Source organism: Saccharothrix coeruleofusca, from assembly GCF_017876325.1.
Lineage (GTDB): Bacteria > Actinomycetota > Actinomycetes > Mycobacteriales > Pseudonocardiaceae > Actinosynnema > Actinosynnema coeruleofuscum.
This window is the reverse complement of sequence record NZ_JAGINV010000001.1, coordinates 3,193,745-3,207,396: the sequence shown is the minus strand read 5'-3', so window position 1 is coordinate 3,207,396 and position 13,652 is coordinate 3,193,745. Positions and strand designations below refer to the sequence as shown.

Sequence of the window (13,652 nt, the reverse complement as noted above, 5' to 3'; positions counted from 1 at the left end):
CACCCCTACGGACCGAGGGCATGGGCAAGCACATGGGACGACACCTGATCTCCATCGGCGACCTGGCCGACCACGACCTGCGGCACATCGTCGGCCAGGGGGTGCGGTTCGCCGAAGGCTCGGCCGACCCGCGCGGCCTGCTCGACGGGGCCGTGGTCGGCGTCTACTTCCGCAAGACCTCCACCCGCACCCGCACCGCGTTCTCCAGCGGCGCGCTGAGACTGGGCGCGCGGCTGATCACCTACGGGCCCGACGACCTCCAGCTCAACACCGGCGAGACGGTCGCGGACACCGGCCGGGTGCTCGGCCGGATGCTCGACGTGCTGGTGGCCAGGACCGCGGGCGCCGAGCAGGAGCTGCGCGAGTTCGCCCAACCCGGCGGCATGGGCGTGGTCAACGCGATGAGCGCGCTGGAGCACCCGACCCAGGCGCTGGCCGACCTGACCACCCTGACCCAGCGCTTCGGCGCGGTGGACGGGCTGCGCGTGCTCTACGTCGGCGAGGGCAACAACACCTGCACCGCGCTGGCGCTGGCGCTGAGCCGGTTCTCGGGCGTGCACTTCGAGGCCCGCACGCCACCCGGCTACGGGATGCCCGAGTCGATCACCGCCGCCGCGCGGGCGCAGGCCGCCCGGACCGGCTCGACCGTGGTGGAGCGGCACGACGTGGCCGACCTGCCGCCGGACTGCCACGTCATCTACACCACCCGCTGGCAGACCACCGGCACGTCCAAACCGGACCCGCACTGGCGCCAGGCGTTCGAGCCCTACCGCGTCCACCGGGGACTGTGGCGGGACAGCCCGGACGCGGTGTTCATGCACGACCTGCCCGCCCACCGCGGCGAGGAGGTCACCGCCGAGGTGCTCGACGGGCCGCGCAGCATCGCGTTCGACCAGGCGGCGAACAAGATGACCAGTGCCATGGCGGTGCTGCGCTGGTGCGCCGCCGGGGCGGCGTCGGAGCTGGCTGGGGTGACCGGGTGAGCGTCGAGGCGCAGCCGCGCCCGCTGCGCGCCAACCGCGACTTCGTGCTGCTGTGGAGCGGCGCGGGCAGCATGCTGCTGGGCAGCAAGGTCACCGTGTTCGTCTACCCGCTGCTGGCGCTGTGGGCCACCCAGTCGGCCACCGCGGCGGGCGTGGTGACGGCCGCGGTGCTGCTGCCGCAGCTGCTGGTGCAGCTGCCCGCGGGCGTGCTGGTCGACAGGGTCGACCGGCGCAGGCTGATGGTGCTGTGCGACGTGGGCTGCATCCTGCTCACCGGCAGCGTCGCCGTCGCGGTGCTGCTCGGGCACGTGTGGATCGCCCAGCTGGTCGCGGTGGCGTTCCTCCAGGGCAGCCTGGTGATCTGCTACGACCTGGCCGAGCGCGCCGCCGTGCGACACGTGGTGCCGGTGCCGCAGCTGTCGTCAGCGCTGAGCCAGAACGAGGCCCGCGCCCGCGCCGCCGGGATGCTGGGCCAGCCCATCGGCAGCGGCCTGTTCGCGCTCGCGCGCTGGTCGCCGTTCCTGTTCACCGTGGTGACCCACCTGGTGTCGCTGGTGACGTTGCTGCTGATCCGCAAGCAGTTCCAGGCCGGGCGGCCCGAGCGGCGGGACTTCCGCGCCGAGGTCGTCGAAGGGTTGCGGTGGATCTGGGGGCAGCGGCTGCTGCGCACCGCGATGATGCTGATCTCGGTGAGCAACATCGTCTTCGCCGGGTTGGGCCTGGCGGTGATGTTCGTGGTCAAGACCGGCGGCGGCTCCGCGGCCGTGCTGGGCGTGATCACCGCCATCGGCGGCCTCGGCGGCATGGTCGGCGCGCTGACCGCGACCCGGTGGCTGGCCTGGCTGAGCATGAGGGCGCTGCTGGTCGGCGGGTTCACCGCGTGGGCGCTGACCGTCGTGCCGGTGGCGTTCGCCGACGACCCGATCACCCTCGGGGCGGCGTTCGCCGCGTTCGGCTACATCGGCGGGGTCTTCAACGTGGCGGGCGGCGTGTACCTGGTCTCCATCGCGCCGGACGCCATGATGGGGCGCGCGGTGAGCGTGATGACCCTGCTCGGCTCCGGCCTGGCCTTCCTCGGCGGCCTGGTCGTCGGGCCGCTGCTGGACGCCGTCGGCGCCACCCCCACCGTGCTGGGCCTGGCCGCCGTCATGGCCGCCCTGGCCGTCGGGGCCCTCGCCAGCCCCGTCGTCCGCGCCGCCACCGCCACCGTCTCCGGCGCCGCGCCCAAGCGTTCCTGAGCCCACCCCCTCCCGCAGCCGCGGGCGGCCACCTCCCCGGTGCCCGCCCGCGGCTTCCCCATGCCCCCACCTCCCCGCGAGTCGAACGCTCAGAACCCCCGAGTTCAACGCTCAGAACGGCCACGCCCGCCCTCGGCGTCACCCGCCTATGGGCGTGTTGGGCGTGTCGCCCCCGCGAGTCGCGCGTTCCGACACCACGAACCGAGCGTTCACGCACCCGGTCCGCACTTTCGCGCCCCCGCCTCCGCCCTCACCCACCCCGGGCAGTAGCTACCGGCCCTCCCAGCCCCGTCGGGTAGTACTTGCCCACGCACCAGGGGGACGGCGCGACCCGCCATCCTTGGCGACCTGCCGCGCGGCGAGCGCCGCTCTTCAAACCCCCACCTACCCCCAACGCTCACCCCACCCAACCCCAACGCTCAGTTCACAGTGCCCGAACGCTCAACTCGCGACCCGAGTGACGAACTCAGGGCGTCCCGAGCGTTCGACCCGCGACGGGGGAGGGCATGGGAAAGCGGGTGGGGCGTGACCGGAGACGGTCACGCCCCACCCGCGAGGGGCGAGGGGCCGGTCGAGGCTGGGGGGAGCGCTCGACCGACCCCTCGCTGGGCACCCGCCTCGCGGCTGGGCCTGGGTACTGGCCGGAGGCGGGTTGGTCCGGGTGCTACCTCGGACAGGGCGCAGGGCTCCGCCACCCGGACGGGGCCGGGTGGCGGGAACCCCCGCTGGTCTACCTCCGGGTCAGCTCGAACTCCGGCTCGTCGTCGGGCAGGTTCCCCGAGTCGCGGAGCTGGAAGCGGTCGTGCACGGGGCGCAGGAACCTCGGCGCCCACCAGTTCCACTTGCCCAGCAGCGTCATCGTCGAGGGCACCAGCACGCAGCGCACCAGCGTGGCGTCGATGAACACCGCCAGGAACAGCCCGATGCCCAGCTCTTCCACGTCGGCCAGGTCGGCGATGGCGAAGCCGACGAACACGATCAGCATCAGCAGCCCGGCCGAGGTGATGATGCGGCCGCTGCGCTGCAGGCCGCGGCGCACCGCGGTGTCGGTGTCCTGGCCCTCGTCCACGTGCTCCTTGATCCGGCCGAGCAGGAACACCTCGTAGTCCATCGAGAAGCCGAACGCGAACGCCGCGACCAGCACCAGGATGTACGGGCTGAGGCCGCCCACGGTCAGCGTGTCCAGCGGGCCGGACAGCCAGCCGTGCTGGAAGATCGCCACCATCACACCGATCGTCGCGCCCAGCGACAGCACGTTCATGAAGATCGCCTTGATCGGCACCGCCAGCGAGCCGGTCATCAGGAACAGCAGCACGAACATCGAGATCAGCACGATGGCGATGGCCAGCGGCAGCCCTTCGACGACCTTCTCCCACAGGTCCACGATCACCGCCGCGTCACCGAGCACCCACGACTCGCCGCCCGGCGGCCGGTCGGCGCGCACCCGGCCGACGAAGTCCTGGGCCGCCTGGCTCTGGCTGTCGCCCTCCATGTCGAACGCCACCATGGCCAGGTCCTGCCCGGTCTGCTCGGCGGGCCGGGCCCGCGGCGCGGACGGGTCGTCGGTCCAGCGCTGCGCCCACTGGTCCAGCTCGACGGCGCTGGTGCGGGCCACCACGATCACCGGCGGCTGCACGGCGAAGTCGAACTTCTCCTCCAGCAGGTCCGCGGCGCGGGCGGACTCCATCACGTCCCTGGGCAGCCCGTCCAGCTGCGGCAGCTTCGGCGTGGCGGTGAACCCCGGCAGGGCCATCACCAGCAGCAGCCCGGAGGCCAGCAGCGTGATCAGCAGCGGGCGCCGCTGGGTGAACCGGGCCAGCCTGGCGAACCCGCCGTGCTCGGAGCTGTCGGCCCTGGCGGCCTTGGCGATGGCCTTCTGCGAGGGCTTGATCCGCTTGCCGAAGAAGCCCAGCAGCGCGCCGGTCAGGGTGAGCGCGGCCAGCATCGACACCAGCGTGGCCGAGATGCCCGCCGCGCCCATGGTCTGCAACCGCGCCACGTCGAAGGCCAGCAGGCCGGTCAGCGCCGCGGACACGGTCAGCCCGCTGAACAGGATGGTGCGCCCCGCCGTGGCCCACGTGCGCGCCGCGGCACGGCTGGGCGAGTGGCCCGCGGCCAGCTCGTCGCGGTACCGGGCGACCAGCAGCAGCCCGTAGTCGATGGACAGCCCCAGACCCAGCAGCGACACCACGGAGATGACCGTGCTGTCCAGGTTCAGGAACGTGGAGAACAGCAGCACCATGGCGAACGACGCGGCCACCGCGGCGATCGCGGCCACCAGCGGCAGCAGCGCGGCCAGCAGCCCGCCGAAGACCACCACCAGCACGATGAGCACGATCGGCAGCGTGCTCAGCTCGGCGCGCAGGGTGTCCGCGCCGGAGACCGAGTTGGTCTCCTGGGCTTGCGGCTCGTCCCCGCCGACGACGACCTTCGCCCCCGGCACCTCGCCCGCCAGCTGGTGCAGCCGGTCGGAAGCGGCCCGCAGCGACTCCTTCTTCTCCGACTTGGGCATCTTGCCGAACTTGACCGTGATCGCCAGCGCCGTGCCGTCGGCGGAGACGGCGGGCTCGTCCACGGCCTTGATGCCCGCGATGTCGCGCACGTCGTCGACGGCCCGGTCCACCGCGGCGCCGGTCGCCGCCGACCGGACGTCGCCGCCGTCCACCACGGCGATCAGCTTGTCGTAGTAGTCGCCCTCGGCGGTCAACACCTGCCGGGCGACATTGGACTCCATGCCCTGCGAGGGCTTGTTCAACGCCAGGGTGCTGAACAGCGGGCTGAACGCCACGCCGCCAACGACCATGACCAGCAACCAGATACCGAACACCCAACCGCGCCGCTCGTAGCAGACGCGCCCCATCCGAGATAGCATGCTCACAGAGTGTCGATCGGACGACTTCATGTCGTTAAGGCCCACCCCCCACTTGGCCTGCACCCAGGTACAGGGTCCGAACGGGTGCTGGTGTCATGGTGACGGCCTGCGACGGGCCATACGGTGGGAGAATGCTCGCTAGCCGCGTTCCGCCGGTCCTCTCCGGACCGCGTGCGCTCGTCGTCGCGGTCCTGGCCGCTCCGGCGCGACGGCGTTCCTGGCTGGCGACGATGCACGTGGCCACCGGCGCGCTGATCGGCGTCCCGGTCGGCATCGCGCTGCTGCTGCTGGCCGCGCTGACCGGTCTGCTCGCCATCACCGTGGTCCTGGCAGCGATCTGCCTGGTCGCGTTCGTCGCCTGCGTCGACGTGGGCACCTCTCTGCACCGCGCGCGGTTCGCCGCTTTCCTCGACGTGCGGCTGCAGCGCACCCGCCGGGAGGCGGTCGCCAAGGACAGGGGCTGGACCGGGGTGCTGGCGGTCCGGCTGCGCGAGCCCGCCACGCTGCGCCAGATCGGCTACCACCTGCTGATCCTGCTGCTCGGCCCGGTCAGCGCGGCGCTGGTGCTCTCGGCCTGGGTGGCCGGTGTCGCGCTCACCCTGTTCGCCGTGCTGAGGCTGCTCTCCGGTGGCACGGCGGTGGTCCACCCGGCCGCGCTGGTGGCGCTGGGCCTGGTCGCCCTGCTGGCCGCACCCTGGGTCGCTCGCGGCCTCGCCGGGCTGGACGTGGCGCTGGCCAGGGCGCTGCTGCAGCGCAGCGCCCGCGACGTGCTGGCGGAGAAGGTCGAGTCGCTGGTGGAGAGCCGCGCGGGACTGCGCGAGGCGGCCGACTCGGAGCGCCGCCGCATCGAGCGGGACCTGCACGACGGCACGCAGCAGCAGCTGACCTCCCTCGCGCTCAACCTGGGCATCGCGCGGCAGACGCTGCCCGACCTCTCCGATCCCGCGCGGGCCGCGATCGTGGCCGCGCACGAGGACGCCAAGGCGGCGCTGGCCGACCTGCGCAACCTGGTCCGCGGCCTGCACCCGGCGGTGCTGGACGAGCGCGGGCTGGACGCCGCGCTGGCCGGGGTGTGCGCGCGTTCGCCGGTCCCGGTGGCGCTGACGGTGGACGTGGACGTCCGCCCATCGGCTGGAATCGAGGCCGTCGCGTATTTCGTGGTCTCCGAGAGCCTCACCAATATTGCGAAGCACGCGCGGGCCACGCGCGTCGAGGTCTCGGTGCGCAGGACGGGAGGTTCGTTGTCGATCCAGGTGGTGGACGACGGTGTCGGCGGTGCGGGTGAGCGGGACGGCTCCGGGCTGCGCGGGCTGCGGCAGCGGGTCGCGTCGGTGGACGGCGCGCTGGTCCTGGACAGCCCCGCGGGCGGCGGCACCTCGATCAGGGTGGAGCTGCCGTGCGAGTGATGATCGCCGAGGACTCGGTGCTGCTGCGCGAGGGCCTGATCAGGCTGCTCGCCGTCGCGGGCATCGAGACCATCGCCGCCGTGGGCGACGCCGAGTCGCTGCTGCGGGCGGTCGAGCGGGAACGGCCCGACCTGGTCATCACCGACGTGCGGATGCCGCCGGACTTCCGCGACGAGGGCCTGCGCGCCGCCCTGGTGCTGCGCCAGGAGTGGCCGGACCTGGCGCTGGTGGTGCTGTCCCAGTACGTCGAGGAGCGCTACGCCACCGAGCTGCTGTCCACGCACAACACCGGCGTCGGCTACCTGCTCAAGGACCGGGTCGCCGATGTCGGCGAGTTCATCGACGCGGTGCGCCGGGTGCTCGACGGCGGCACCGTGCTCGACCCGGACGTGGTGGCGCAGCTGCTGGTCAAGCACCGGGAGCGGCCGCTGGACCGGCTGACCCAGCGGGAGTCGCAGGTGCTGCGGCTGATGGCCGAGGGCCGGTCGAACTCGGGCATCGCCACCGCGTTGACGGTCAGCGAGAGCGCGGTGGCCAAGCACGTCAACAGCATCTTCACCAAGCTCGACATCGGGCTCAAGGACAGCGACCACCGCCGGGTCATCGCCGTGCAGCGGTTCCTGCAGGGCTGAGGGGGAGGACACGTGACCGAGCACGGCACGGCGCTCGCCAGGCGCCGGATCTGGCTGGTGACGGGCGCGATCGTGGTGACCGCGGCCATGGTGCTGGGCAGCCTCTACCTGTGGTCCTGGGTGGGGGTGCAGACCGAGTCCCAGCACCAGACCTACCAGCGCGAGGCCAGCAGGGTCGAGGTGGACACCGACGCGGTGGACGTGGCCGTGGTGGCGGGGCAGCCCGGTCGGGTGGTCGTGCACCGGGAGCTGAGCTGGTCGTTCGGCAAACCGGAGGTGCGCGAGGTGTGGGACGGCGGCACGCTGCGGGTCAGCGCGGGCTGCCGGTCGGCCCCGCGGCTGCCCGGCTGCTCGGTGCGCTACCGGATCGAGGTGCCCGCCCGGACCGCGGTGGAGGCGCGGACGTCCTCGGGCGCGCTGTCGGTCGACGGCCTGGACGGCGATCTGCGGCTGAGCACGACCTCGGGCAGCCTGACGGCGGACCGGCTGGGCGGGGTGCTGTGGGCGCGGGCGTCCTCGGGCGGTATCCGGGCCACCGGGTTGCGCTCGCCCGAGGTCGACGTGGGCAGCACTTCCGGCCCGACCGAACTGGTGTTCGCCGAGGACCCGCGTCAGGTCACCGCCTCCGTCCGCTCCGGGGATTTCGCGATGCGCGTGCCTCCCGGCACCGGGCCCTACGCGGTCCTGCTGAGCGTCAAATCCGGGAACCGGGCGGTGGAGGTCGACCAGAGCGGAGAGGCGGCCAACCGCATCGACGTCGAATCACTCTCGGGAGACGTCCGGATTCAATACGACGAATAGTCCGCCAGTCGTCAAAGTGGTCGCAGTATAGCTTCGTCCGGCACCGTTGACCCGCGGCCGGAGGGATTTGCAGTGCCTTCGGCAGGGTTGTGGAGACTCATTCCAGGAAACGGAGCCGAACACATGGACACGGGTCAGAAGTGGGTGCCGACGGAAATCACGCCGGGTGACGCGGGGGTGTCCCCGACCCCGGACGGGCTGCTGGCGCACCTGGCCACCGCCGAAGGGCTGGACGATCTGCTGGTCGAGCGCAAGGCGCTGGTCTTCCGCGGCTTCGGGGTCACCGAGGGCACCGTCACCGCGATCATGGACCGGCTGCTGCCGGACCGGCTGGCCTACGTGCACGGCAACTCGCCGCGCACCAAGGTGGGCGCGAACGTCTACACCTCGACCGAGTACCCGCCCGAGTTCACCATCTCCATGCACAACGAGCTGTCCTACGCGAACCGTTGGCCCTCGCGGCTCGTGTTCTGCTGCGTGCTGGCCGACATGACCGGGGGAGCCACCCCGCTGGTGGACGCCCGGCTGTGGCTGGAGTCACTGGACGACGAGGTGCGCGAAGCCTTCGCGGGCGGCGTGCGCTACACGCAGAACCTGCACGGCGGCTTCGGCTTGGGCAAGAGCTGGCAGGACACCTTCGAGACCGACGACCGGGGGGCTGTCGACGAGTTCCTGGCGGGCACCGAGGCGACGTGGCGCTGGCAGGACGACGGGGGCCTGCGGGTCAGCCAGCTGCGGCCCGCCACCACGCGGCACCCGGTGACCGGCGTCGAGGTCTGGTTCAACCAGGCCGACCAGTGGCACAGCGCGACGTTGGGTGACGAGACGGCGCGGGCCATGGCCGAGGTGCTGCGGGCGGAGGAGATGCCGCAGAGCGTCACCTACGCCGATGGCAGCCCGATTCCCGCCGAGCACGTCCTGCAGGTGCGCGACCGCGGCCTGGACAACGCGGTGGACGTGGACTGGCGGCTGGGCGACCTGCTGCTCATCGACAACGTGCTGGTCGGTCACGGCAGGCGACCGTTCGACGGCGCGAGGAGGGTGCTGGTGGGGATGTCCTAGCATTCCGCCGCGGCGCGCGCAATGTCTTCGCGGGCAGTTCCGCCGCGCCCGCGGGGGTATCACCGAAAATGTTGAGACCATTTACGGGTTTGATCTCCGAGGCCTTTCGGCTTGGTTGGGTGCATATCCCACCAATATGTCGGGAACCGACTCCCGGAGATTGACACGGACCGTCCGCGTAGGTACTTTGCTTGCCAAGTCCGGGGGGTGGACCGCGGTGATCGCCGACACGACGACGGGGAAGTCTGGGGACGTCGGCCGGCGATCGCCCTCATTGCTCGCATGGGGGATCCAAATGTATTTCAACCACGTGGTGGAGCGGTTGTCAGGACGGCCCGCGGGCCGTTCCGGCGAAGCGGCCGCGATCACCTGCGACACGGACGGCGGGGAAGGTTCGGGCGACTCGTCGTCGCTGTCCTACGCCGAGCTCGACCTGGCCGCCAGAGCGGTGGCGGTCTGGCTGTCGGAGCACTGCGCGCCCGGTGAGCGCGTGCTGCTGCTCAGCCCGCTGGGCGTGGAACTGGTCAAGAACGTGCTCGGCTGCCTCTACGCGGGCGTGGTGCCGGTCGTCGCGCCGGTGCCCGATGGCCGCGACCCGCACCTGTCCAGGGCCACCGGCATCGCGTTCGACGCGGAGGCCAGGGTGGTGCTCACCGAAGCGAGCTGCCTGAGCGCGGTGCACGACTGGCTCAGCCAGGACGGCATGGGGGAGCTGACCTGCGTGGCCACCGACGCGGTGCCGCTGGGCGACCCGGCGGACTGGGTCGAGCCCCGCCGCGACCCCGGCGAGCTGGCCCTGCTGTCCTACGGGTCGGGCGAGGGCGAACTGGTGGGCACCGCCATCTCCGCCGCGGCGCTGGGCCACGGCCTGCGGCGCACCGCCGACGCCCTCGGGCTGACCGAGGAGGACCGGGTGCTCAGCTGGCTGCCGCCGGACCAGTACTCGGGCCTGATGGCGGTGCTCACCGCGCTGTCGGTCGGGGCGACCACCGTCCTGCTCAGCCCCGACCGCTTCCGCCGCGACCCGCTGCGCTGGCTGGAGCTGGTCCACCGGCACCGCATCACCGTCAGCGGCGGCGGGCCGGGCGCCTACGGGCGCTGCGCGGACGCCGCGGCCGAGCGCGGGGTGACCGGACTGGACCTGTCCAGCTGGCGCGTCGCCTACACCTCCACCGCGATGCTGGACCCGGCGACGCTGACCCGGTTCGCCCGCGTGCTGGCACCCGCGGGCTTCGACCAGTCCGCGCTGCGGGTGAGCTACTGCCTGCCGGAGGCAGGCTTCCTGGTCTCCACCACGGACCCCAGCCCGCTGCTGCGCACCGCTCGGGTCTCGGCGGTGGCGCTGGAGAAGCGCACGTTCGCCGCCTCGACCTCGGCCGAGGGACCGGTGCTGGTCAGCTCCGGCCGGGTGGCCAGGCTGGACCTGCGGGTGGTCGACCCCGAATCGGGCCGCCCGCTGCCCGACCGCCGGGTCGGCGAGGTGTGGGTCCGCGGTGACGGCCTGGCCTCGGGCTACTGGCGGCGCGGCGGCGGGACCGACCTCCGGTTCGGCGCCACCCTCGACACCGGTGAGGGCGGGTTCTTCCGCACCGGCGACATCGGCGTGCTCGACGCGGGCGAGTTGTTCGTCCTGGGCCGGGCGGACTCGATGCTCACCGTCGCCGGGCGCACCATCCGCGCCCACGACGTGGAGCGCGAGCTGGCCGAGCGGTTCCCCGCGCTGGCCGGGCACCCGGCCAGCGTGTTCACCGTGGCCGTGCCCCGCCACGAGGTCGTGGTGGTGCAGGAGCTGGACCGCGTCGACCGCGACGAGCTGCGCCTGCTCGCGGGCGCGGTGCGGTCGTGGCTGCGACGGCGCACGCGGGTCCGCTTCGGCAGCGTGGTGTTCCTCCAGCCCGGGCAGCTGCCCGCCGTGGGCGGCGAGCGAGACCGGCGCGAACTGGTCAGGGCGCTGTTCGCCGCCAGGGCCGTCCACCCCGTCTACGAGGAGCTCGACGGCGACGTGCGCAGGCTCTACCGGGAGCCCACCGGCCACGGGGTGGAGGTGGTGACCGGTGACAGAGTCGCCGTCTGACCAGCACACCGGCACGCGGTTCACCCTGCTCGGCCCGGTCGAGCTGACCGTGGCCGGGGAGCGGATCGACCTGCGGGCGGCCAAGCTGCGCACCGTGCTGGCACTGCTGCTGCTCAGCCGGGGCAGCCTGGTGCCCGATTCCAGGATCGCCGAGATGCTGTGGGGCCACGCGCCGCCGGTGACCGCGGAGGCGCAGATCCAGAACTACGTCTCCCGGCTGCGCAAGGTGCTCGGCGAGGGTTGCGCGATCACCCGCAGACGCCCCGGCTACGTGCTCGACGTCGGGCCCGCCCAGCTGGACCTCGTCGAGTTCGAGCGGATCGCGGCGGCCGGTCGGCAGGCCGCCGCGGCCGGGCGGACCGCCGCCGCGGCCGACCTGCTGGCCCGGTCGCTGGCGGTGTGGACGGGCCCGGCGCTGGCGGGGGTGACCGACGTGCTGGAGGCGGCGGCCGCGCCCGACCTGGAGGAGCGCAGGCTGGTGGTGCTGGAGGACCGCCTGGCCGCCGACATCGAGCTTGGCAGGCACGCCGAGCTGGTGGCCGAGCTGACCGGCCTGGTCAGCGCGCACCCGCTGCGCGAACGGCTGCGCGGTCAGCTGATGATCGTGCTCAACCGCACCGGTCGCCAGGCCGAGGCGCTGAGCAGCTACCACCGGCACCGCCGCAGGATGGCCGCGGACATGGGCATCGACCCCGGTGTGGAGCTGCGCCGCGTGTACGAGTCGATTCTGGCCGCACCCGCCGCCGAGCCGCCGCCGGGGCACCGGACCGCCCCGCGCCGCGCGGTGCCCGCCCAGCTGCCACCCGACATCGCCGACTTCACCGGCCGGGACGCGGAGGTGGCCGAGCTGGAGGCGCTGCTGCGGCAGCCGCGTTCCCCGGTCGCCACCGTCTCGGGGATGGCGGGCGTGGGCAAGACCGCGCTCGCGGTGCACGTGGCGCACCGCTGCCGGGAGCACTTCCCCGACGGGCAGTGCTACCTGGACCTGCGCGGGACCTCCGGGCCGCTGGACCCGGCCGAAGCGCTGGCGGTCCTGCTGACGGGGCTGGGCGTGCCCGCGCGCGAGGTTCCCGACGGCGTGGACGAGCGGTTGCGGCTCTACCGCAGCAGGCTGGCCGAGCGGCGGGTGCTGCTGGTGCTGGACAACGCGGCGGACGAGCGGCAGGTGCGCCCGCTGCTGCCCGGCAACGCCGGGTGCGGGGTGCTGGTCACCGGCCGCACCCGGCTCTCCGCGCTGCCCGGCGTCCCGCTGCTCGACCTGGACGTGCTGCCCGCCGTCGAAGGTGTCCGGCTGCTCGGCCGGATCACCGGCGAGCAGCGGGTGGCGGCCGACCGGGCCGCCGCCGAGCGGATCGTGCGGCTGTGCGGCGGGCTCCCGCTGGCCGTGCGCATCGCGGGCGCCCGGCTGGTGGCCAAACCGCACCTGCGCACCGCCGAGCTGGCCACCCGGCTGGCCGACCAGCGCCGCAGGCTCGACGAGCTGCAGCTGGCGGACCTGGACGTGCGGGCCAGCGTGGCGCTGAGCTACCGAGGGCTGGCCGAGCCGACCCGCCGGGCGTTCCGGCTGCTGGCCCTGCTGGACCGGGAGCGGTTCGCGGTGTGGACCGCGGCGGTGGTGCTGGACGTGCCGGTCGGCCGGGCCAGGAAGCTGGTCGAGGAACTGGTGGACGCCCGGCTGCTGGAGGTCTCCGGCACCGACCTGCCCGGCCAGGACAAGTACGGCTTCCACGACCTGGTCCGCGCGGTGGCCACCGAACTGGTCGCCGAGGAGGACCTGGCGGTGGACCGGTTCGCCGCGCTGCACCGGGCGCACACGAGCACGGCGTACTCGCCGGAATGAGCGGGAGAGCACCGATGGAGTGGCTGCGGATCTTCGAACCCAGACCGCGGGCGGGCAGCAGGCTGTTCTGCTTCCCGCACGCGGGCGGCGGGGCGGCCTCCTACCGGCCGTGGACGGCGATGCTGCGCCCGGACGTGGAGCTGGTGGCCGTGCAGTACCCCGGCAGGCAGGACCGGTTCGGCGAACCGTGCGCGGAATCGCTGGAGGAGCTGGTGGCGGGCGCCACCGCCGAGATCGCCGGACTGCTGGACCGGCCCTACGCGTTCTTCGGGCACAGCATGGGCGCCACGGTCGCCTTCGAGGCGGTCCGCGCGCTGACCGCCCGCGGCCTGCCCGAACCGCGGCGGCTGTTCGTCTCGGCCAGGTCCGCGCCGTCGGAGTCCGAACCGGTCCGGGTGGACACCGCCGACGACGCCGACCTGCTGGCCCACGTGCGCGGGCTGGGCAGCGCGGGCGGCGCCCACCTGGACGCGGAACCCAGGCTGCGCCCGCTGGTGCTGCCCAGCCTGCGGGCCGACCTGGCGGTGGTCAACAGCTACCGGTACCGGGGCGGCGAGCCGGTCCGCTGCCCCGTCACCGCCATCGCGGGCAGCACCGATCACAGCGTCGGCAGGCGTGAGATCGCGGCCTGGCAGCGGCACACCACCCTGCCGGTGGAACTGCTCGAACTGCCCGGCGGCCACTTCTACCTGGAGGAGTCCGCCCAGCGACTGCTGAGCGTGCTCAACGATCGCGTCTGATCAC

At 73.1% G+C, this 13,652-nt stretch carries 10 protein-coding genes; 9 read left to right on the top strand and 1 reads right to left on the bottom strand.

Features of this window, described 5'->3' with window-relative positions:
* The first annotated feature begins 20 nt into the window (after nucleotides 1–20).
* A complete protein-coding gene (locus JOF41_RS14600; protein WP_209619522.1) occupies nucleotides 21–983 on the top strand; it encodes an ornithine carbamoyltransferase in 963 nt (320 codons plus the stop codon).
* Nucleotides 980–2,221 carry an MFS transporter gene (locus tag JOF41_RS14595; RefSeq protein WP_189226679.1) on the top strand — a complete coding sequence of 414 codons (1,242 nt, stop codon included), beginning with the start codon at nucleotides 980–982 and terminating at the stop codon, nucleotides 2,219–2,221. Before JOF41_RS14600 ends, JOF41_RS14595 begins: the two co-directional genes overlap by 4 nt.
* 730 nt (nucleotides 2,222–2,951) lie before the next feature.
* On the opposite strand, the gene JOF41_RS14590 is transcribed toward JOF41_RS14595, so the two are convergent.
* On the bottom strand, nucleotides 2,952–5,081 hold the full coding sequence (locus JOF41_RS14590; RefSeq protein WP_209619519.1) for an MMPL family transporter: 2,130 nt from the start codon (nucleotides 5,079–5,081) through the stop codon (nucleotides 2,952–2,954).
* A gap of 143 nt (nucleotides 5,082–5,224) precedes the next feature.
* Between JOF41_RS14590 and JOF41_RS14585 the strand changes: the two genes are divergently transcribed.
* From JOF41_RS14585 to JOF41_RS14555, 7 genes are all read left to right on the top strand, one after another.
* Nucleotides 5,225–6,499, top strand: coding sequence for a sensor histidine kinase (locus JOF41_RS14585; RefSeq protein WP_209619516.1), 1,275 nt, complete (start codon nucleotides 5,225–5,227; stop codon nucleotides 6,497–6,499).
* The gene (locus JOF41_RS14580) at nucleotides 6,490–7,131 is read left to right on the top strand and encodes a response regulator transcription factor (RefSeq protein ID WP_189226682.1); all 642 of its coding nucleotides are present in this window, start codon (nucleotides 6,490–6,492) and stop codon (nucleotides 7,129–7,131) included. Before JOF41_RS14585 ends, JOF41_RS14580 begins: the two co-directional genes overlap by 10 nt.
* Nucleotides 7,132–7,143: 12 nt before the next feature.
* Entirely contained in the window at nucleotides 7,144–7,932 is a 789-nt protein-coding gene (locus JOF41_RS14575) for a DUF4097 family beta strand repeat-containing protein (protein ID WP_189226683.1), read from the top strand.
* A gap of 123 nt (nucleotides 7,933–8,055) precedes the next feature.
* Complete coding sequence (locus JOF41_RS14570) at nucleotides 8,056–8,994, top strand: TauD/TfdA family dioxygenase (RefSeq protein ID WP_209619514.1); 939 nt, start codon at nucleotides 8,056–8,058, stop codon at nucleotides 8,992–8,994.
* 295 nt (nucleotides 8,995–9,289) lie between these two features.
* The gene (locus JOF41_RS14565; RefSeq protein ID WP_209619512.1) at nucleotides 9,290–11,068 is read left to right on the top strand and encodes an AMP-binding protein; all 1,779 of its coding nucleotides are present in this window, start codon (nucleotides 9,290–9,292) and stop codon (nucleotides 11,066–11,068) included.
* Nucleotides 11,049–12,908, top strand: a complete 1,860-nt coding sequence (locus JOF41_RS14560) for an AfsR/SARP family transcriptional regulator (RefSeq protein ID WP_209619510.1) — start codon at nucleotides 11,049–11,051, stop codon at nucleotides 12,906–12,908. Before JOF41_RS14565 ends, JOF41_RS14560 begins: the two co-directional genes overlap by 20 nt.
* Complete coding sequence (locus JOF41_RS14555) at nucleotides 12,905–13,648, top strand: thioesterase II family protein (RefSeq protein ID WP_189226687.1); 744 nt, start codon at nucleotides 12,905–12,907, stop codon at nucleotides 13,646–13,648. The genes JOF41_RS14560 and JOF41_RS14555 overlap by 4 nt, the downstream gene beginning before the upstream one ends.
* The last annotated feature ends 4 nt before the right edge of the window (nucleotides 13,649–13,652 follow it).

Excerpts from the sequence above, each read along its gene's own strand:
- JOF41_RS14590 (WP_209619519.1), bottom strand. The coding sequence starts at position 5,081 with ATGGGGCGCGTCTGCTACGAGCGGCGCGGTTGGGTGTTCGGTATCTGG.
- JOF41_RS14565 (WP_209619512.1), top strand. The coding sequence starts at position 9,290 with ATGTATTTCAACCACGTGGTGGAGCGGTTGTCAGGACGGCCCGCGGGC.
- JOF41_RS14555 (WP_189226687.1), top strand. The coding sequence starts at position 12,905 with ATGAGCGGGAGAGCACCGATGGAGTGGCTGCGGATCTTCGAACCCAGA.
- JOF41_RS14570 (WP_209619514.1), top strand. The coding sequence starts at position 8,056 with ATGGACACGGGTCAGAAGTGGGTGCCGACGGAAATCACGCCGGGTGAC.
- JOF41_RS14600 (WP_209619522.1), top strand. The coding sequence starts at position 21 with ATGGGCAAGCACATGGGACGACACCTGATCTCCATCGGCGACCTGGCC.
- JOF41_RS14585 (WP_209619516.1), top strand. The coding sequence starts at position 5,225 with ATGCTCGCTAGCCGCGTTCCGCCGGTCCTCTCCGGACCGCGTGCGCTC.